Raw genomic sequence first — 18,585 nt, forward strand, 5'->3', positions numbered from 1 at the left:
TTATTCTGTCGCCCGGTCCTGGCGACACCCCTTAATAGCGTAAGGTTTTACCGCCGCTATATGAACGCCCACCCGAGGCTCAGACAGTTATGCAAAATAAACAGAATTATTTTTACACCTACCACCTATTAATTAACTCGATTGCATAGCATTGCCACAAACATTCAACGTAATTCACATAAATGCCTTCTTAAATGTTTACTTGGGGAAATTGCCTGACTATTATTAGGCCACTCACTGTCAATCAGCGCTCTACATAAGGTAGTCCACATGTCCCTGATCAACGAATACCGCGCCACCGAAGAAGCTATCAAAGAACTGCAAGCCCGTTTGAAGAACCTGTCACAAGACGACAAGCTGCAAACCGAGCTGGAATTCGAAGGCAAACTGCGCACCCTGATGGGTGAGTACTCCAAATCCCTGCGTGACATCATCGCGCTGCTGGATCCGGAATCCAAAGTTAAAGCACCACGTGGCGCTGTGAAAACTACCGGCACCAAGCGTGCTCGCAAGGTCAAGCAGTACAAAAACCCGCACAACGGCGAAGTGATTGAAACCAAAGGTGGCAACCACAAGACTCTGAAAGAGTGGAAAGCCAAGTGGGGCGGCGACGTGGTAGAAGGTTGGGCTACCCTGCTGGGCTAAGCCTGATCGGGCTTCTGCCTGATATGCAACACAATAAAAACGCCAGCTTGCTGGCGTTTTTTATTGTCCGAATATTTTGCAAGTGCCTGACTACAGGCCCAGGCGAGCGGCTAAAGAGTCGGCATACTCTTGCCATTCATCGAGCACCTGGCGCTGAAACGCTGTAGCACTAACAGCCAACTCCTCACGTGCCTGCTTAAATGCCAACAGGGTATTGGGTGCGCCCCACTCCGGGCTCGACAAACGTTGCTGACAGAAAAGTTTCCAGCGTTGTTGCTCATCGTTGTCCAAGGTGTCAGGAAAGTTACGCGCACGGTAACGGAATAATAATTCCGGCAATCGATGATCATCGAAAGGCCACTGCTGACGTGCCAACTGTGACGGTTCAGCCACACGGACTTGTTCGCATAACCGTCGGTCGCGGTCACCGATAAAACCGTCATAGAGCTGCTGCTCCGGGTCTGTGCTCGGTGCAAAGTCTTCCTCGGCATAAATGGCTGCCAACTTGTCGCGCCAAACTTCCTGTGCGTCAGTTAGTCGCAGCGCCCGCGCCTGGCACACGTCCATATCGAAGTTCAGGCGTTCGCGATCCTGTGCGCGCAGCACATTCAATGGCGCGACCACCGGGCAGCGGTTGATATGCAACAACTTGAGCGGCACTGGCAACTCACCTTGCGCCAACTCATCACGGCGCGTGTAAAGCCGCTGGCGTAAGGTTTCGGCGTCCAGGTCGAGCAAACCCTGCGGGTCGAGACCAAGGTCACAGACAATCAACGCATTGCGATTGCGCGGGTGCCAGGCCAGGGGCAGTACCACACCCAGGTAATGACGCTCGGCGGAGAAACGCCCGGAAATATGCACCATGGGCTGCAACAGGCGGATCTGATCCATCACCCGCTGCTTGCTGCGCAGTTGAAACAGCCAGTCATACAACTTTGGCTGCTTGTCGCGGATCAGCCGCGCCAGGGCTATGGTGGCTCGCACGTCCGACAGGGCATCGTGAGCATGGCCATGGTCGATGCCATTGGCTTGGGTCAAACGCTCCAGCTTGAGGGTGACACGCCCGTCCTGCTGCGGCCACTCAATGCCTTCGGGGCGCAGTGCGTAAGCCGTACGAACCACATCGATCAAGTCCCAACGACTATTGCCCCCCTGCCACTCACGGGCATACGGATCAAAAAAGTTGCGGTACAGGCTGTAGCGCGTCATTTCATCGTCAAAGCGCAACGTGTTGTAACCGGCACCACAGGTTCCAGGCGCAGCCAGCTCGGCGTGCACGCGGGTCATGAAGTCGGCTTCGGCCAGGCCTTTTTCCGCCAGAATGCCAGGGGTGATACCGGTTATGGCGCAGGCAGCCGGGTGCGGCAGGATATCGTCGCTTGGCTGGCAATAAAGGTTGACCGGCGGGCCGACCTCGTTGAGCTCGAGGTCGGTACGAATACCGGCAACCTGCAACGGGCGATCGCTGCGGGGGTTGATGCCGGTAGTTTCATAGTCGTACCAGAAAATGGTAGTCACGGGCTGTTCCTGTGCTGAAGATCGACAAAGTCTAGGCGCTGCAAGGCACTCGGGGCCAGCGATAGATTACTGTACAAACATCCAGCAAAACCTTGAAAGGTTGCTTCCACCGTCGACACTGCTAGCATCCGTGTCTTCAAGCCGCCCGCACTGCCAAGGATCGCGATGCCATCAGTTCCATTGGATACCCACTACCCGATCGAGACCCCCGAGGGCATAGACTTGCCCTTGCGCCCGGCCGGCCTGATGCCACGCGCACTGGCTTTTGCTTTCGACCTGGGACTGCGCGGCCTGATCATGGGTATCCTGCTCGTGCCGCTGGCGTTGCTTGGCAATATCGGTATTGGCTTGGGCTCGCTGCTGCTGTTCCTGATCAGTTGGTGGTACATGGTGCTGTTCGAAGTCCTTAACCAGGGCTGCTCTCCGGGCAAGCAGGTCATGGGCTTGCGCGTCATTCAGGACGACGGCACACCCATTGGCTGGCCAGCTTCACTCATCCGCAACCTGCTGCGCTTTGTCGACATGCTGCCTTTGGGCTACTTCCTCGGCGCCATCAGTTGCCTGCAACACCCTCACTTCAAACGGCTCGGCGACCTCGCTGCGGGCACCCTGGTGGTCTACCGCGAACAGCCACTGGCGCGCCCCAAGGTGCCTCAAGCCGCCGCCCTGCGCCTGCCCTTCACGCTGGAGCTGAGCGAACAACGCGCCATACTGGGTTTCGCTGAACGCCAAAGTGAGTTGTCCGCCGATCGGGTGCACGAACTGGCGTCCATCCTGGCAACGCCGTTACACGTATCGCCGGCTCGCGCGGTAGAACAACTCAATGGCGTGGCGCGCGGCTTAGTGGGGCCAGCATGAAGCAGAGCCTGTTCGAGAGCCGCCATCAGCCGCAGTGGCAAGCCTTCACCGCACAACTCATACAGTTGGAGCAAGGCAAGGCCAAGGCCAGCGATATGTCTGACTTCCCCCACCATTATCGACGCCTGTGCCAGCACCTCGCCCTGGCCCAGGAGCGTGGCTACAGCAGCTATCTGATAGATCCCCTGCAACAACTGGCGCTGCGGGGCCACCAGCAGTTGTATCGCCACCGCAGCCAATTGGGCGCGAATGTACTGGGTTTCATCCTGGCGGGCTTCCCGCGCCTGGTGCGCGAACAATGGCGTTTCGTGTTAATCGCCGGCGTGCTGTTCTTCGGCAGCCTGGTGGGCGTTGCGTTGCTGGTCTACCTGTTTCCAGACCTTATCTACAGCATCGTGAGCCCCGCGCAGGTCGCCGAAATGCACAGCATGTATGACCCGGATGCTGGCCACCTGGGGCGTGCCGCCGACCGCGCTTCCAGTGAAGACTGGATGATGTTCGGCTACTACGTGATGCACAACATCGGGATTGCCTTCCAGACCTTTGCCGCCGGTTTGCTATTTGGTTTGGGCAGCGTGTTCTTTCTGATTTTCAACGGCCTGATCATCGGCGCCATCTCCGGCCACCTCACCGAGATCGGCTATGGCCAGACCTTCTGGTCGTTTGTCATCGGCCACGGTGCTTTCGAACTCACGGCCATCGCCCTGGCCGGGGCGGCAGGCTTGCAATTGGGCTGGGCGGTGATTGCTCCCGGGCACCTGACTCGCGGCGAATCCCTGCGGCTGGCGGCACGCACAAGCGTGCGGATGCTTTGCGGCGTCATGCTATTGCTGCTGATCGCGGCGTTTATTGAAGCCTATTGGTCTTCCTCCACCACGATCACGCCCTGGATCAAATACTCAACGGGCGCCGGGCTGTGGCTGCTGGTTGCCGCCTACCTCACGCTTGCCGGACGCACTCACCATGCGCCTGAGTGAGGCCAGCGTGGTAATTCGGCCCCGCACCTCCTGGGAAGCCATGGACCTGGGCGTACTGATGGCCCAGGAACATCGACTGCTGTTAATGAGCAGTTGGGCAATGGTGACGTTGCCGATATTCATTTTGCTGACCGTGCTGCTGTGGCGATACCCGTCCATGGCCATGTTTGTGTTCTGGTGGTTAAAACCGGCCTTTGACCGCTTGCCACTGTACATCCTCTCCAAGGCCTTGTTTGGCGAGACACCCAGCCTCAAGCAGGCTGTGCGCCAGTGGCCGCGCCTGCTCAAAGGCCAACTGCTGGCCAGCCTGACCTGGAGGCGACTGAGCCTGAGCCGCAGCTTTGTGATGCCGGTGAGCCAGCTTGAAGGCCTGGATGGCAATGCCCGTCAAATACGCCTGGGGGTGCTGCTGCAACGCAACGCCGGCGCCGCACGCTGGCTGACCACCATTGGCGTGCATATGGAAATCGGCCTGTGGTTCGGTTGCATGGCACTGTTTTACCTGTTCATCCCGCAGCAACTGGAACTCGATTGGGACTGGCAACGGCTGGCACTGGCAAGCGGCTCGGAAGGGTTGTGGCTGGAGCATTTGAGTAACGCCTTCTACGCACTGATTCTGGTGTTCTGGGAGCCCATTTATGTCGCTTGCGGCTTCAGCCTGTACCTCAACCGCCGCACCGTGCTGGAAGCCTGGGACCTTGAACTGGTGTTCCGCCGATTACGCCAACGCCTGAGCAGCGTCGCAACGTTGCTGCTGGTGGCTGGGCTGATGCTCGTGCCATTCAGCCGCCCCGTCATGGCGGACGAGCCCGGACCGGCCAAACAAGTCACCACCCAGGCCGCCAGCCAATCGATCAAGGCGCTGCTGGACAGCCCCCCGTTCAAGCACCCGGAAACCGTCACTCGCTACCGTTTTGGCAACGAAAAAAACGCCGCGCAACACAAGGTAAAGGGTGACGGTAAACTTCCGGCCTGGCTTCAGGCGCTACTGGACGGATTCAACAGCAATACCTTCAAAAACGCCGCCCTCGGCCTGGAGGTACTGCTCTTGGGCCTGCTGGCGACTGGCCTCGCGCTAGTTGTCTGGCGCTATCGGGAGTGGCTGCACACCTTCGTCAGTCGACGCGGGCCAGCCAAAGCCAAAACCGCCAAAGCGGCCCCTGCACAATTGTTCGGCCTGGCGTTGGGCAGCGAGACCTTGCCTGACGACATTGCCAGCACCGCCGAACAGCTGTGGTCCACCCACCCCAGGGAAGCTCTCGGCCTGCTGTATCGCGGCCTGCTCAACCGACTGCTGCACGACTTCAACCTGCCCCTGAAAAGCGCCGATACCGAAGGCCAGGTCCTGGAGCGCATCCACCAACTGCAACAGCCACAACTACTGGCCTTCAGTGATGCACTGACACACCACTGGCAAAACCTCGCCTATGGCCACCGCCTGCCGCCGGCTTTGGTACAACAGCAACTGTGCCGCGATTGGCGCGCCCTGTTCAGTACGGGAGCCGCCCAATGAACCGCCCCATGCTGTGGGTCGGCCTGCTGCTGGCCTGTGTGCTTGGAGCAGGTGGGCTTTATGTTTGGCACAAGGCGATCCCCTACGACGAAATAGTCGATCGCGGCCCATCGCCACAAGCCATCGCCAACCCCTACCTGGCGGCTGAATACTTCCTGCGCCAGCAGGGCCTGGCCGTGGAACACGCCAACAGCCTTGAGCACCTGGCCGACCAGCCAGCCAAGGGGCATAGCCTGGTATTGCTGGGCGAGCGCAGCAACATGACCCCGCGCCAGGCTGAGCAACTGCTGGACTGGGCAAAATCCGGTGGCCATTTGCTGCTGGTTGCCGAAGCGCTTTGGGATGAGGAAACCGGTAAAAGCGGCGACCTGCTGCTGGACCAGCTGGGCTTCCACCAGACACTCAGCGAGGGCCTTGACGAGCCTGCTTCCCCACGCAAAAAGAAAGTACCGGACCTGACCAAGCTCTACGTCGACAATGAGACCGCCCCGGCCTATTTCAGCTTCGATACCGACTTCAACCTCACCGACCCCAGACACCTGGCGCAGTTCTCCGCCAACAGCGGCAAGTCCAGCCATTTGATGCAACGCAACTTCGGTCAAGGCACCGTAACGGTTGTAACCGACAGCGACTTGTGGAAAACCCCAGGCATCGGCAAACACGATAACGCCTGGCTGTTGTGGTATCTCAACCGGGGGACGGATGTAACACTGCTGTTCAACAGCGACGTAGACGATCTGCTCACCCTGCTAATGCGCAACTTCCCCCAGGCGTTAGTGGCGCTCTGCGCACTGATTGCCCTGGCACTCTGGCACGCCGGCATGCGCCAGGGGCCGACCCAGGCGCCCGCGCCAAAGGCACGTCGCCAGTTACAGGAACATTTGAAGGCCAGTGCCGACTTCCTGCTGCGCCGCAGTGGCCAAGGCACGCTGCTGCACGCCTTGCAGCGTGATATCCAGCGGGCTGCACGACGACGCCACCCAGGCTTTGAACACCTCGACAGCGACGAACAATGGCAGGTCCTCGAACGCCTGACGCGCCAACCCTCCCACGTCATCCGCCAGGCCCTCGACCCACTCCCGGCAAAACGGCTCACCAGCGCCGATTTCAGCCGTCAGGTGGCGAGCCTGCAAACCCTCAGGAATGCCCTATGAGCGAATTTCCATCAGCCACCGCCCCGACTGCCGAAAGCCTTCAAAAGGCCAGCCAGCAGGCACAGGCTCTGCGTGTTGAACTGCGTAAGGCGGTGATTGGCCAGGACCAGGTGATCGACGACGTGCTGACCGCATTGATCGCAGGTGGCCACATACTGCTCGAAGGTGTACCGGGCCTAGGCAAAACCCTGTTGGTTCGCGCGTTGGCACGCTGTTTTGGTGGCAACTTTGCACGTATTCAGTTCACCCCGGACCTGATGCCCAGCGATGTCACCGGCCACGCGGTGTACGACCTGCACAGTGAGCAGTTCAAGCTGCGCAAGGGGCCGCTGTTCACCCACCTGTTGCTGGCCGATGAAATCAATCGCGCCCCCGCCAAGACCCAGGCCGCCCTGCTTGAGGCCATGCAGGAACGCCAAGTCACCCTCGAGGGTGAAGCGCTGCCCATTGGCCAACCGTTCATGGTGCTGGCGACCCAGAACCCCATCGAACAGGAAGGCACATACCCCCTGCCCGAGGCCGAGCTGGACCGGTTCATGCTCAAAGTACGCATGGACTACCCCGATGCGCAGCAGGAGCTGGAGATGGTCCGCGAAGTCACCCGCTCCTCCAGGGCCGACATGCTGGATGTGCAGCCACTGCGCACGGTGCTGCAGGCAGAGGACGTGTTGCAGTTGCAGCAAATTGCCAGCGAACTGCCGCTGGATGAGCAAGTACTCGACTACGCCGTGCGCCTGGCCCGCGCCACTCGCAGTTGGCCGGGGCTGACCATCGGTGCAGGCCCGCGTGCCTCCATCGCCCTGGTTCGCGGCGCCCGCGCCCGGGCCTTGCTACGCGGCGGCGAGTTTGTTACCCCGGACGATATCAAGGGCTGCGCCTTGGCGGTGCTGCGCCATCGCGTGCGTATTACCCCCGAATTGGACATTGACGGGCTGGAAGTGGATCAGGTGCTCAAGCAACTGCTGGACCAGATTTCGGCACCTCGGCAATGACTCGACCATGAAGCCAACTCGTCTGCTGCTGATCTGGCTCGGCGTCCTCTCGGGTTTGAACATCCTCTTGGGCGCGGCTACGGCGCTCCAGCTCAAAGTGCCCGACACGCTGCATTCAGTGGCGTGGGGCCTGCTGCTGGCGCTGTTTCTATTGGCACTGCTGGACGCCCTGCGCCTGCGGCGCCTTCCCTGCCCACGGGTGCAACGGCAGATGCCCGGCAGCCTGGCCCTGGGCCGCTGGGGTGAGGTACGCCTGACCCTTGAACATGACTACCCGCAGCCGCTGACCGTGCAGGTATTCGACCACGCACCTGACGGCCTGAGCGTGGAGAATATGCCGCAGTCCGTCGAGCTTCTCCCGGGCCAACAAAGCGAACTGGGCTATCGAGTGCGGCCCTTGCGGCGCGGCCACTTCAGTTTCAGTCGCAGTGAGATTCACCTGCCCAGCCCTTTCGGGTTGTGGTCTGCGAGGCGTTTTGTTGCAGCCCGGGATACAACGCGGGTCTACCCTGACTTTGCCCGTTTGTACGGCGCACAACTGCTGGGCGTGGACAGTTGGTTGAGCCAATTAGGGGTTCGCCAGCACCCACGACGCGGGTTGGGGCTGGAGTTTCATCAGTTGCGCGAGTTTCGCGAAGGCGACAGCCTGCGACAGATCGACTGGAAGGCCACCGCGCGCCAGCGCACGCCCATCGCCCGGGAATATCAGGACGAACGCGACCAGCAGATAGTGTTCATGCTCGATTGCGGCCGGCGCATGCGCAGCCAGGACGCGGAGCTCGCTCACTTCGACCACGCCCTCAATGCCTGCCTGTTACTCAGTTACGTCGCCTTGCGCCAAGGCGATGCGGTGGGTCTGTGCACCTTTGCCTGTGACCAGCCACGCTACCTGGCACCCGTCAAAGGCAGCGGCCAACTGAACGTATTACTCAATGCCGTTTACGACCTCGACACCACCCGACGCACTGCCGATTATGCAGCCGCCGCCAGCCAATTACTGGCCCGACAGAAACGTCGGGCATTAGTGATCGTGGTGACCAATCTTCGCGATGAAGATGATGAGGAGTTACTCGCAGCCGTTAAGCGCATCAGCCGGCAACATCGGGTGCTGGTCGCCAGCCTGCGCGAAGACATACTCGACCAACTGCGCCAGGCCCCGGTTCAAACCTTGCCTGAAGCGCTGGCCTACTGCGGGACTGTCGACTATCTCAACAAGAGAAACGATCTGCATGAGCGCTTGAGTGCCCACGGTTTGTCGGTGCTGGATACGCCACCTTCGGGGCTGGGGGCTGCACTGGTGACGCGCTATCTGGGCTGGAAAAAGGCCGGTGTTTTATGACTCAAGCACACGACCACAAGCTCGGCTAACCACGTCCGAGCCGGGTCGACAGCGCGCAACGCCTAGGCGGAAGCCTGCAGAGGATCAAAGGTGAAGTAATGATACAAGGCACTTATCAAGTGCCCGTATGCCTCAGGCGCTTCGACCACGCGAAACCCTGAGTCATAGTGCTGCGGGTTGACATCTTCGTGGCTCCACAAGCACATCGCAGTGAGGTCAATTGCCTGGAAATCACCGTCTGCCAGAGGGATTTTCAAACGCAGTTCAAACGCCACGTCAACCATCATGGGTAATTGGCTGATCAACATCAGCCCATCTTCGGACACGTTCCCCAAGTAGCCAATAGGCTTATCCGTCAGCCGGTTGAACACTTTCAAGAAACCAGACAGCTGATGCCGCTCAATCCTTCGGTCGGTAAACATGATGAAATCGCCATCCATTGGCCAGATCAGTGGCCGCGCCAGTTATTCGGAACGAACACTGAATGTTCGCTCTCCCTGGAAATTGGTGCGAATCCAGCGTGCGCTTGATCGCCTTACAACTGCCAATCCCAAGCAATCCATCCGATTGAACATAAACTTGTACAAACAGACATTCAAAGAATAGCTTAAGACTGGCGACGGGCCAGCTATGGAATGACAAATATCATCAAAGTGATGCGGGCCGTGGCTGCGCGACACTCGCGCCGGAGTAATGGCCCAGTTGCTGCAGGGTGTCGAGCCGAGCACGGGCACGATAGGCGTACTCGCTGGACGGGTACTGATTGATGATGAACTGGTAGGTTTGCACCGCATCGACGAACAGCTTCTGGCGCTCCAGGCATTGCCCGCGCAGCATCGAAACTTCCGGTTGCACATACCGACGGGTACGGCTCTCGCGGTCTACCTGGGACAACTCCAGGGTGACACGCTCGCAGTCACCCACCCCATAGGCGCGGTAAGCGTTGTTCAAATGATGGTCCATCGACCAGCGGGTACAGCCGACAACACTGACGGCCAGGGCAGCAATGAGCAAAATTCGCATGGGGGTTCTCCTGTCTTGAGCAGTGTATCGACCCCGCGTCGAAAATCTTCAAGGATGTTCATCTATTCAATTGGAGCGAAAACAAGCGAATCTTCGATAAGTAGTGCAAACGAACAATGACTACAACCAAAGAGCATAGTAGCCTTCCCCAGCGCTTGAACTCAGGAGTCTGTGCATGTCCGTCCGTCGTACCAAAATCGTCGCCACCCTTGGCCCGGCCAGTAACTCGCCGGAAGTCCTCGAACAGCTGATTCTGGCTGGTTTGGACGTTGCCCGTCTGAACTTCTCCCACGGCACCCCGGACGAGCACAAGGCTCGCGCCAAGCTGGTGCGTGACCTGGCCGCCAAGCACGGCCGCTTTGTGGCACTGCTGGGTGACCTGCAAGGCCCGAAAATTCGTATCGCCAAATTCGCCAACAAGCGCATTGAGCTGAAGATCGGTGACAAGTTCACCTTCTCCACCAGCCATTCGCTGACCGAAGGCAACCAGGAAGTCGTCGGTATCGACTACCCGGACCTGGTCAAGGACTGCGGCGTCGGCGACGAACTGCTGCTGGACGACGGCCGCGTGGTGATGCGCGTCGACACGGCCACCTCGACGGAGCTGAACTGCACCGTGATCATCGGTGGCCCGTTGTCCGATCACAAAGGCATCAACCGTCGCGGCGGTGGCCTGACGGCGCCGGCCCTGACTGAGAAAGACAAGGCCGACATCAAGCTCGCCGCCGAAATGGAAGTGGACTACCTCGCCGTGTCCTTCCCGCGCGACGCTGCCGACATGGAATACGCCCGTAAGCTGCGCGACGAAGCCGGCGGTACTGCCTGGCTGGTGGCGAAGATCGAACGTGCCGAAGCCGTGGCCGATGACGAAACCCTCGATGCCTTGATCAATGCATCCGACGCTGTGATGGTTGCCCGTGGCGACCTGGGCGTGGAAATCGGTGACGCCGAGCTGATCGGTATCCAGAAGAAGATCATCCTGCACGCACGCCGTCACAACAAGGCCGTGATCGTAGCGACCCAGATGATGGAGTCGATGATCCAGAACCCGATGCCAACCCGTGCCGAAGTGTCCGACGTGGCCAACGCCGTGCTCGACTACACCGACGCCGTGATGCTCTCGGCTGAAAGTGCTGCCGGCCCTTACCCGCTGGAAGCCGTACAGGCCATGGCGCGTATCTGCGTCGGTGCCGAAAAGCACCCGACCAGCAAGACCTCCAGCCACCGCATCGGCAAAGTGTTCGAAAGCTGCGACCAGAGCATCGCCCTGGCGGCCATGTACACCGCCAACCACTTCCCGGGCGTCAAGGCGATCATTGCCCTGACCGAAAGTGGCTACACCCCGCTGATCATGTCGCGTATCCGTTCGTCGGTACCGATCTACGCGTTCACCCCGCACCGCGAAGCCCAGGCCCGCGCAGCGTTGTTCCGTGGCGTGTACACCATTCCGTTCGATCCAGCTTCGTTGGCCCCTAACGAAGTGAGCCAGAAGGCAATCGACGAACTGGTCAAGCGTGGCGTCGTAGAGAAAGGCGACTGGGTCATCCTGACCAAGGGCGACAGCTACCACACCACCGGTGGCACCAATGGCATGAAGATCCTGCACGTGGGCGACCCGCAGTTCTGAGTGACACGCTAAAAAACAAAAGCCCCGCCATGTGAATGGCGGGGCTTTTTGTATTTAAAGGCCTGGGAACCTGTTGAATCAAAGGGCCTCATCGCAGGCAAGCCAGCTCCCACATTGGAATGCGGTCAACTGTGGGAGCTGGCTTGCCTGCGATGGCGTCATCAACGCCGGGCAATAAACCCCGACAACGCCGCAATCGCCTCCGGTGACTTCAAACGCTGCACAAACAACGCCCCCTCGACCTCAATCACCTGCCGCAACTGTTCACGGTCGACACTTTTCATCAACTGTTTGCTGACCTGCACCGCTCCCGGCGCCAGGGTTTCAAAGCGCTGCGCAACTTCCCGCGCCTTGACCAGCGCCGCTTCACCGCTACCCATCGCCTCAGTAGCAATGCCCCACGCCGCCGCCTGCTCGCCGGTAAAGCCTTCGCCCAACAGCAACAGTTCAGCCGCTTTCGCATGCCCCAGCAGCCGGGGCAGGATCAGGCTGGAGCCAAACTCCGGGCACAGCCCCAGGTTGACGAAAGGCATGCGCAAGCGCGCATCGCGACTGATATAGACGAGATCGCAATGCAGCAACAGGGTCGTACCGATGCCGACCGCCGCACCCGCCACCGCCGCGATCACCGGCTTGCGGCAGTTGAGCAGGCTTTTCATGAAGTGAAACGGCGGGCTGTCCAGATCACCGGGCGGCTGTTCGAGGAAGTCGGCTATGTCGTTGCCGGCGGTAAAACACTCATTGCTGCCCTGGATCAGCACCGCACGGATACCTGAGTCCGCATCAGCCTGCTCCAACGCCTTGGCCAGTTGGGTGTACATGGCGCGGGTCAGGGCGTTTTTCTTGTCGGGGCGATTGAGCTGCAGGGTCAGCAGCCCGCCTTCGCGTTGCAGCAGGATGGCGTCGGTCATGGCGAATCTCGCGGCTGGAAAAGTCAGCGCTCAACCACGCGGCAGGAACATATCAGCCAGCAGTTGATTGCGCGGCAACCCCGCCAGGAACAGGCGTTTGGAAAACGCTTCGACATTGGCGGGGTGCCCGCAGAGTAAGGCCAGAGTTTGCCGCGAAACAAGCCGCAGTTGCGCCAATGCCTGGGCCGACTCAGCCGCCGTCCACAGTTCCACAGTCAGGTTCGCGTGCAGCGCGGCCAATTGCGCCAAGGGTTCGGCCAGATAATGCCCATCGGCATCATGGGCCAGGTGAATCAGGCGGATGGCGCCTTGGTGATCCTGGCGCAGTGCCTCGCGCAGCACGCCCCATAACGGCCCAAGCCCCGTGCCGGATGCCAGCAGCCACAGCGGCCGCGATTGCCAGTCAGGATCGTATTGCAGTGCCCCGCCACGTAATTCGCCGAGGCGCAGGCTGTCGCCCACCTGTAATTGCCGAGCAATATCGCTGAATTCGCCGGGCAGGCGGCAATCGAGGTGAAACTCCAAAAACGGGTCTTCCTGCGGCAAGCTGGCCAACGAATACGGGCGCGCTACCTGACCTGCCCACAGCACCAGATGTTGCCCGGCCCGATAACGCAAGCCACGTTCAGGTTGCAGGCGCAGGCGCAGTACCTCGGGGCTCAACCAGTCGACGCCCACCACTTGCGCGGGCAAACCATCGTGCAGTGGGTCAAATGCTTCAACCTGTAAATCTGCGACAACTTCACACTGGCAAGCCAAACGCCAACCGTCCTGGCGCTGCGCCGGGCTCAGGGCATCGGGTTGCTTATCATCGACCTCACCCCGGCAACGCACCAGGCACGCATGGCAACTGCCCGCCCGGCAACTGTAGGGCACAGCCACACCCGCCAGATTCAAGGCATCCAGCAGGTTGCTGCCGGTGGCTACCGACCAGTGGCGTTCGCCGACGTGCAGTTCAGGCATATAAAGGCTCAATCAGAAGGGACCGGCACAGGGAATCATGCCTGCGACAGTTTGACCATAGTCGGGTGTATCGGCCACCGCGTCGGGTTATACTGCCGCGCCTTTTTAGCGTCGCGCCTTGCACCACTGTGGCGTGCCTTGGAAAGGTGGTTTCAGCCGACCGATGCAACACTGAAGCCACCTTTATTGAATGTTCCCTTATAGAGGAGCGCGACTCATGACCGTGATCAAGCAAGACGACCTGATTCAGAGCGTTGCCGACGCCCTGCAATTCATTTCCTACTACCACCCCGTTGACTTCATCCAGGCCATGCACGAAGCCTACCTGCGTGAAGAATCGCCGGCAGCCCGTGACTCCATCGCCCAGATCCTGATCAACTCGCGCATGTGCGCCACCGGCCATCGCCCGATCTGCCAGGACACCGGTATTGTTACCGTGTTCGTGCGCGTGGGCATGGACGTGCGTTGGGACGGCGCCACCATGGGCCTGGACGACATGATCAACGAAGGCGTGCGTCGCGCCTACAACCTGCCGGAGAACGTCCTGCGTGCTTCCATCCTGGCCGACCCGGCCGGTGCGCGTAAAAACACCAAGGACAACACTCCGGCCGTAATCCACTACTCCATCGTCCCGGGTAACACCGTGGAAGTGGACGTGGCAGCCAAGGGCGGCGGTTCCGAGAACAAGTCGAAAATGGCCATGCTCAACCCGTCCGACTCGATCGTCGACTGGGTGCTCAAGACCGTTCCGACCATGGGCGCCGGCTGGTGCCCACCGGGCATGCTCGGCATCGGCATCGGCGGCACCGCCGAGAAAGCTGCGGTAATGGCCAAGGAAGTGTTGATGGAGTCCATCGACATTCACGAGCTGAAAAAGCGCGGCCCGCAGAACCGTATCGAAGAGATGCGCCTGGAGTTGTTCGAGAAGGTCAACCAACTGGGCATCGGCGCCCAGGGCCTGGGTGGCCTGACCACCGTGCTCGACGTGAAAATCATGGACTACCCGACCCACGCAGCCTCGCTGCCGGTGTGCATGATCCCCAACTGCGCCGCCACCCGTCATGCACACTTTGTGCTCGATGGTTCAGGCCCGGCATCGCTGGAAGCACCACCGCTGGACGCCTACCCGGAAATCGTCTGGGAAGCCGGCCCGTCGGCCCGCCGCGTCAACCTCGACACCCTGACCCCGGAAGAAGTACAAAGCTGGAAGCCGGGCGAAACCGTGTTGCTCAACGGCAAGATGCTCACCGGCCGCGACGCTGCTCACAAGCGTATGGTCGAGATGCTCAACAAGGGCGAAACCCTGCCGGTGGACCTCAAGGGTCGCTTTATCTACTACGTCGGCCCAGTTGATCCGGTGCGCGAAGAAGTGGTTGGCCCGGCTGGCCCGACCACGGCCACGCGGATGGACAAGTTCACCCGTCAGATCCTCGAGCAAACCGGCCTGTTGGGCATGATCGGCAAATCCGAGCGCGGCCCGACTGCGATCGAAGCGATCAAGGACCACAAGGCCGTGTACCTGATGGCCGTGGGCGGCGCAGCTTACCTGGTGGCGCAAGCCATCAAGAAGTCGCGCGTTGTCGCATTTGCCGAACTGGGCATGGAAGCGATCTACGAGTTCGACGTCAAAGACATGCCGGTCACCGTTGCGGTGGACAGCAAGGGCGAATCCGTACACATCACCGGTCCTGCCATCTGGCAGAAGAAGATCAGTGAAAGCCTGGCGGTCGAAGTGCAGTAAGCACTTCCCTGCAAGGAAAAAGGCGACTGCGGCCCCACGGCCCAGTCGCCTTTTTTATGGCGAACTCGGTCATGTGGGAGCTGGCTTGCCTGCGATGGCTTCACCGCGGTTTTTCAGTTGCACCGAGGTGAAGCTATCGCAGGCAAGCCAGCTCCCACAGAAATTCCACGTGCCACAAGTTTGCGGCGGCTCATGCTATGGTGCTTGCCCCTTACCGCGCCTGTTCATCACCGTATGATCGTGATCCCTCGCCCCCTGCGACTGACTTTCTACTCGCTGTTGATCATCGCCGGCGCCGTGCTGGCCGCCGCCTTGGCCACCCGCCATGCCGAACGCCAGGCCTTGGTGGATGACGCCGCTCGCGCCAATCAACAACTGGCGCTCTATGCCAACTCACTGCATACCCTGATTGAACGTTACCGTGCCCTGCCCGCCGTACTGGCGCTGGATTCGGAAATGATCAGCGCCCTTAAAGCCCCGCTGGACACCGCCACCCAGGACTTGCTCAACCGCAAGCTGGAACGCATCAACGGTGCCGCGCAGTCTTCCACTCTGGAATTGATGGACCGTAACGGTCTGGCCGTGGCCGCCAGCAACTGGAACCTGCCCAGCAGTTATGTCGGGCACAACTACGCGTTTCGCCCGTATTTCAGCCAGACCTTGAGCCAGGGAACCGGGCGTTTTTATGCGGTGGGGGTGACCACCGGCATTCCGGGTTATTTCCTCTCCAGCGCCGTGGTCGATGAGCACGAACAGTTCCTCGGCGCCATGGTGGTGAAGCTGGAGTTCCCCGAACTTGAGCGCGAATGGGCCCAAGGTAATGACCTGCTGCTGGTCAGCGATGCGCGTGGCATCGTGTTTATCGCCAATCAGCCGGGCTGGCGTTTCCGCAACTTGCGTCCGTTGTCGGCGAGCGACCTTGCCGAACTCAAGGCAACTCGCCAATACGACAAAAAACAGCTGCAGCCGCTGGACACCCAGACATTGCAGCGTTTTGACGAAAACAGCCATCTGATGCGTGTCAACGGCCCCGACGGCAACGCCAATTACATCTGGGAATCCCTGCCGCTGAAAGCCGAAGGCTGGACCTTGCACTTGCTGCGCAAACCGCAATTCGCCTTTGAAGACCAACGCAACGCTGGCCTTGCCGCCGCCGGTTCATGGCTGGCGCTGGTGTTCCTGCTGCTGTTCCTGAACCAACGCTGGCGCCTGGCCCGTTTGCGCCAACGCAGCCGCGAGGAGCTTGAACAGCTTGTCGAAGAACGCACCCAGGCGTTGCGCACCGCGCAGGATGGCCTGGTGCAGTCGGCCAAGCTGGCGGCCTTGGGGCAAATGTCCGCTGCCCTCGCCCATGAGATCAATCAGCCGCTGACCACCCAGCGCATGCAATTGGCGACCTTGCGCCTGCTGCTCGATCACGGCCGCGTGGACGATGCCTATAAGGCGCTCACCCCGCTGGACGACATGCTCACGCGCATGGCGGCGCTCACCAGCCACCTTAAGACCTTCGCCCGCAAGAGCCCCAGCGGCCTGCGCGAACGGCTGGATTTGGCCACGGTGGTCGACCAATCCTTGCACCTGCTCGACGCCCGCCTGCGCGATGAAAGCATTGGTGTGGTGCTGGACCTGAGCCGCCCCGCCTGGGTGCGCGGTGACGCAATCCGCCTGGAGCAAGTGCTGATCAACCTGCTACGCAATGCGCTGGACGCCATGGCCGACAAACCGCGCAAACGCCTGGAAATCCGCCTGCACGCCGACCAACAGCTGTGGCAACTGAGCGTCAGCGACAGCGGCGGCGGGATTGCCGAAGCCCATTTGAACAGCGTGTTCGATCCATTTTTCACCACCAAACCCGTGGGCGACGGCCTTGGCTTGGGGTTGGCCGTGTCCTATGCCATCGTGCATGAACTGGGTGGGCGCCTGCTCGCCGGTAACCGTGGCGACGGCGCGGTATTTACCCTGACCTTGCCTATCGCGCTGGAGACACCCGACCTATGTTGAACGCAGTGATTGTGGTGGATGACGAGGCGAGTATTCGCACCGCCGTCGAGCAGTGGTTGAGCCTGTCGGGATTCGAAGTGCAGTTGTTCAGTCGCGCCGAAGAATGCCTGGCACAGCTGCCCAAAGACTTTCCTGGCGTCATTTTGAGCGACGTGCGCATGCCCGGCCTCAGCGGCCTGGAGCTGCTGGCCGAAGTGCAGCGGCGTGACGCCGACTTACCGGTGATCTTGCTCACCGGCCATGGCGATGTACCGATGGCCGTGGAAGCCATGCGCGACGGTGCCTACGACTTTCTGGAAAAACCCTTCAGCCCGGACGCACTGCTCAACAGCCTGCGCCGCGCCTTGGATAAACGCGGGTTGATCCTGGAGAACCGTCGCCTGCATCAACAGGCCGACCATCGGGCGCAGCTGGAATCGAGCCTGCTCGGCGTGTCTCGCGGTTTGCAGACCCTGCGCCGGCAAGTGCTGGACCTGGCCAGCTTGCCGGTCAATGTGCTGATCCGTGGCGAAACCGGCAGCGGCAAGGAACTGGTCGCCCGTTGCCTGCATGATTTTGGCCCACGGGCAAAAAAGCCGTTTGTCGCGCTCAACTGCGCGGCCATCCCCGAGCAGCTGTTTGAAGCCGAGCTGTTCGGCCACGAAAGCGGCGCGTTCACCGGCGCCCAGGGCAAGCGCATCGGCAAGCTGGAATATGCCCACGGCGGCACGCTGTTCCTGGATGAAATCGAAAGCATGCCGCTGGCCCAGCAGGTCAAATTGTTGCGGGTGCTGCAAGAGCAAAAACTGGAGCGGCTGGGCTCCAACCAAAGTATCCATGTGGACTTGCGCATCATTGCCGCCACCAAGCCCGACTTGCTCGAAGAGGCCCGCGCCGGGCGGTTTCGCGAAGACCTGGCGTACCGTTTGAACGTCGCACAACTGCGCCTGCCGCCGTTGCGTGAGCGCCGCGAAGATATCCCGCTGTTGTTCGACCACTTCGCCCAAAGCGCCGCCGAGCGCCTGGGCCGCAACGTCGAGCCGTTGAGCGGCGCGCAACTGGGGCGCCTGCTCAGCCACGACTGGCCGGGCAATGTGCGCGAGCTGGCCAACGTCGCCGAACGCCAAGTGCTGGGCCTGGGTGAACCTGAGCCGGAAGGCGTCGAGGCCGGGCAATCCCTGGCGGCGCAACAGGAAGCGTTCGAAGCGCATTGCCTCAAGGCTGCGTTGACGCGGCACAAAGGCGATATCAAGGCGGTGTTGGCCGAGCTGCAACTGCCGCGCCGTACCTTGAATGAAAAGATGCAGCGGCATGGGTTGGTGCGGGAGATGTTTCTTTAGCTAT

16 protein-coding genes are annotated in these 18,585 nt (G+C 60.5%); 11 read left to right on the forward strand and 5 right to left on the reverse strand.

Annotation, left to right across the window (positions count from 1 at the left end):
* Nucleotides 1–270: 270 nt before the first annotated feature.
* Complete coding sequence (gene mvaT, locus HBO23_RS23265) at nucleotides 271–645, forward strand: histone-like nucleoid-structuring protein MvaT (protein ID WP_005790963.1); 375 nt, start codon at nucleotides 271–273, stop codon at nucleotides 643–645.
* Nucleotides 646–735: 90 nt separating this feature from the next.
* On the opposite strand, the gene sbcB is transcribed toward mvaT, so the two are convergent.
* Nucleotides 736–2,163 carry an exodeoxyribonuclease I gene (sbcB, locus tag HBO23_RS23270; RefSeq protein WP_099549385.1) on the reverse strand — a complete coding sequence of 476 codons (1,428 nt, stop codon included), beginning with the start codon at nucleotides 2,161–2,163 and terminating at the stop codon, nucleotides 736–738.
* 165 nt (nucleotides 2,164–2,328) lie between these two features.
* Here sbcB and HBO23_RS23275 point away from each other — a divergent pair, with 165 nt between their 5' ends.
* Genes HBO23_RS23275 through HBO23_RS23300 form a run of 6 tightly spaced genes read left to right on the forward strand, consistent with a single transcriptional unit; the run spans nucleotide 2,329 to nucleotide 8,996 of the window.
* Nucleotides 2,329–3,021: an RDD family protein gene (locus HBO23_RS23275; protein ID WP_017139789.1), complete on the forward strand. Its 693-nt coding sequence runs from the start codon at nucleotides 2,329–2,331 to the stop codon at nucleotides 3,019–3,021.
* Nucleotides 3,018–3,998: a stage II sporulation protein M gene (locus HBO23_RS23280; protein ID WP_017139788.1), complete on the forward strand. Its 981-nt coding sequence runs from the start codon at nucleotides 3,018–3,020 to the stop codon at nucleotides 3,996–3,998. Before HBO23_RS23275 ends, HBO23_RS23280 begins: the two co-directional genes overlap by 4 nt.
* Nucleotides 3,985–5,511, forward strand: a complete 1,527-nt coding sequence (locus HBO23_RS23285; RefSeq protein ID WP_170039907.1) for a DUF4129 domain-containing protein — start codon at nucleotides 3,985–3,987, stop codon at nucleotides 5,509–5,511. The genes HBO23_RS23280 and HBO23_RS23285 overlap by 14 nt, the downstream gene beginning before the upstream one ends.
* Nucleotides 5,508–6,665: a DUF4350 domain-containing protein gene (locus HBO23_RS23290; protein WP_099549382.1), complete on the forward strand. Its 1,158-nt coding sequence runs from the start codon at nucleotides 5,508–5,510 to the stop codon at nucleotides 6,663–6,665. The genes HBO23_RS23285 and HBO23_RS23290 overlap by 4 nt, the downstream gene beginning before the upstream one ends.
* On the forward strand, nucleotides 6,662–7,657 hold the full coding sequence (locus HBO23_RS23295; protein WP_170039909.1) for a MoxR family ATPase: 996 nt from the start codon (nucleotides 6,662–6,664) through the stop codon (nucleotides 7,655–7,657). The genes HBO23_RS23290 and HBO23_RS23295 overlap by 4 nt, the downstream gene beginning before the upstream one ends.
* Before the next feature lie 7 nt (nucleotides 7,658–7,664).
* Nucleotides 7,665–8,996, forward strand: coding sequence for a DUF58 domain-containing protein (locus HBO23_RS23300; protein WP_170039911.1), 1,332 nt, complete (start codon nucleotides 7,665–7,667; stop codon nucleotides 8,994–8,996).
* 62 nt (nucleotides 8,997–9,058) lie between these two features.
* Here the strand turns inward: HBO23_RS23300 and HBO23_RS23305 are convergent, their stop codons facing one another.
* Together HBO23_RS23305 and HBO23_RS23310 are read right to left on the reverse strand one after the other, a co-directional pair.
* Nucleotides 9,059–9,418: a PilZ domain-containing protein gene (locus HBO23_RS23305; RefSeq protein WP_026013902.1), complete on the reverse strand. Its 360-nt coding sequence runs from the start codon at nucleotides 9,416–9,418 to the stop codon at nucleotides 9,059–9,061.
* Between the two features lie 226 nt (nucleotides 9,419–9,644).
* Entirely contained in the window at nucleotides 9,645–10,019 is a 375-nt protein-coding gene (locus HBO23_RS23310; RefSeq protein WP_017139782.1) for a hypothetical protein, read from the reverse strand.
* Nucleotides 10,020–10,194: 175 nt separating this feature from the next.
* On the opposite strand from HBO23_RS23310, the gene pyk reads away from it, so the two are divergent.
* Nucleotides 10,195–11,646: a pyruvate kinase gene (gene pyk / locus HBO23_RS23315; protein WP_017139781.1), complete on the forward strand. Its 1,452-nt coding sequence runs from the start codon at nucleotides 10,195–10,197 to the stop codon at nucleotides 11,644–11,646.
* 161 nt (nucleotides 11,647–11,807) lie between these two features.
* On the opposite strand, the gene HBO23_RS23320 is transcribed toward pyk, so the two are convergent.
* Together HBO23_RS23320 and HBO23_RS23325 are read right to left on the reverse strand one after the other, a co-directional pair.
* Nucleotides 11,808–12,557 carry an enoyl-CoA hydratase-related protein gene (locus tag HBO23_RS23320; protein ID WP_170039913.1) on the reverse strand — a complete coding sequence of 250 codons (750 nt, stop codon included), beginning with the start codon at nucleotides 12,555–12,557 and terminating at the stop codon, nucleotides 11,808–11,810.
* A 30-nt stretch (nucleotides 12,558–12,587) separates the two neighbouring features.
* Nucleotides 12,588–13,520, reverse strand: a complete 933-nt coding sequence (locus tag HBO23_RS23325; RefSeq protein ID WP_170039915.1) for an iron-sulfur-binding ferredoxin reductase — start codon at nucleotides 13,518–13,520, stop codon at nucleotides 12,588–12,590.
* Between the two features lie 217 nt (nucleotides 13,521–13,737).
* Here HBO23_RS23325 and HBO23_RS23330 point away from each other — a divergent pair, with 217 nt between their 5' ends.
* The 3 genes from HBO23_RS23330 to HBO23_RS23340 all read left to right on the forward strand — a co-directional run bounded on the left by HBO23_RS23330 (nucleotide 13,738) and on the right by HBO23_RS23340 (nucleotide 18,581).
* Nucleotides 13,738–15,261 (forward strand): fumarate hydratase, encoded by a 1,524-nt coding sequence (locus tag HBO23_RS23330; protein ID WP_010208051.1) that lies wholly within the window; start codon nucleotides 13,738–13,740, stop codon nucleotides 15,259–15,261.
* 234 nt (nucleotides 15,262–15,495) lie between these two features.
* On the forward strand, nucleotides 15,496–17,262 hold the full coding sequence (locus tag HBO23_RS23335; RefSeq protein ID WP_017139779.1) for an ATP-binding protein: 1,767 nt from the start codon (nucleotides 15,496–15,498) through the stop codon (nucleotides 17,260–17,262).
* Complete coding sequence (locus tag HBO23_RS23340; protein ID WP_099549377.1) at nucleotides 17,256–18,581, forward strand: sigma-54 dependent transcriptional regulator; 1,326 nt, start codon at nucleotides 17,256–17,258, stop codon at nucleotides 18,579–18,581. Before HBO23_RS23335 ends, HBO23_RS23340 begins: the two co-directional genes overlap by 7 nt.
* Nucleotides 18,582–18,585 lie beyond the last annotated feature (4 nt).

Source organism: Pseudomonas sp. WS 5532 (genome assembly GCF_012985445.1).
Taxonomy (GTDB): domain Bacteria; phylum Pseudomonadota; class Gammaproteobacteria; order Pseudomonadales; family Pseudomonadaceae; genus Aquipseudomonas; species Aquipseudomonas edaphica.

Coding starts and splice junctions, on each gene's coding strand:
- HBO23_RS23295 (WP_170039909.1), top strand. CDS start 6,662: ATGAGCGAATTTCCATCAGCCACCGCCCCGACTGCCGAAAGCCTTCAA.
- pyk (WP_017139781.1), top strand. CDS start 10,195: ATGTCCGTCCGTCGTACCAAAATCGTCGCCACCCTTGGCCCGGCCAGT.
- HBO23_RS23290 (WP_099549382.1), top strand. CDS start 5,508: ATGAACCGCCCCATGCTGTGGGTCGGCCTGCTGCTGGCCTGTGTGCTT.
- HBO23_RS23280 (WP_017139788.1), top strand. CDS start 3,018: ATGAAGCAGAGCCTGTTCGAGAGCCGCCATCAGCCGCAGTGGCAAGCC.
- HBO23_RS23330 (WP_010208051.1), top strand. CDS start 13,738: ATGACCGTGATCAAGCAAGACGACCTGATTCAGAGCGTTGCCGACGCC.
- HBO23_RS23340 (WP_099549377.1), top strand. CDS start 17,256: ATGTTGAACGCAGTGATTGTGGTGGATGACGAGGCGAGTATTCGCACC.
- mvaT (WP_005790963.1), top strand. CDS start 271: ATGTCCCTGATCAACGAATACCGCGCCACCGAAGAAGCTATCAAAGAA.
- HBO23_RS23325 (WP_170039915.1), bottom strand. CDS start 13,520: ATGCCTGAACTGCACGTCGGCGAACGCCACTGGTCGGTAGCCACCGGC.
- HBO23_RS23320 (WP_170039913.1), bottom strand. CDS start 12,557: ATGACCGACGCCATCCTGCTGCAACGCGAAGGCGGGCTGCTGACCCTG.
- HBO23_RS23335 (WP_017139779.1), top strand. CDS start 15,496: ATGATCGTGATCCCTCGCCCCCTGCGACTGACTTTCTACTCGCTGTTG.
- HBO23_RS23305 (WP_026013902.1), bottom strand. CDS start 9,418: ATGTTTACCGACCGAAGGATTGAGCGGCATCAGCTGTCTGGTTTCTTG.
- HBO23_RS23310 (WP_017139782.1), bottom strand. CDS start 10,019: ATGCGAATTTTGCTCATTGCTGCCCTGGCCGTCAGTGTTGTCGGCTGT.
- HBO23_RS23300 (WP_170039911.1), top strand. CDS start 7,665: ATGAAGCCAACTCGTCTGCTGCTGATCTGGCTCGGCGTCCTCTCGGGT.
- HBO23_RS23275 (WP_017139789.1), top strand. CDS start 2,329: ATGCCATCAGTTCCATTGGATACCCACTACCCGATCGAGACCCCCGAG.
- HBO23_RS23285 (WP_170039907.1), top strand. CDS start 3,985: ATGCGCCTGAGTGAGGCCAGCGTGGTAATTCGGCCCCGCACCTCCTGG.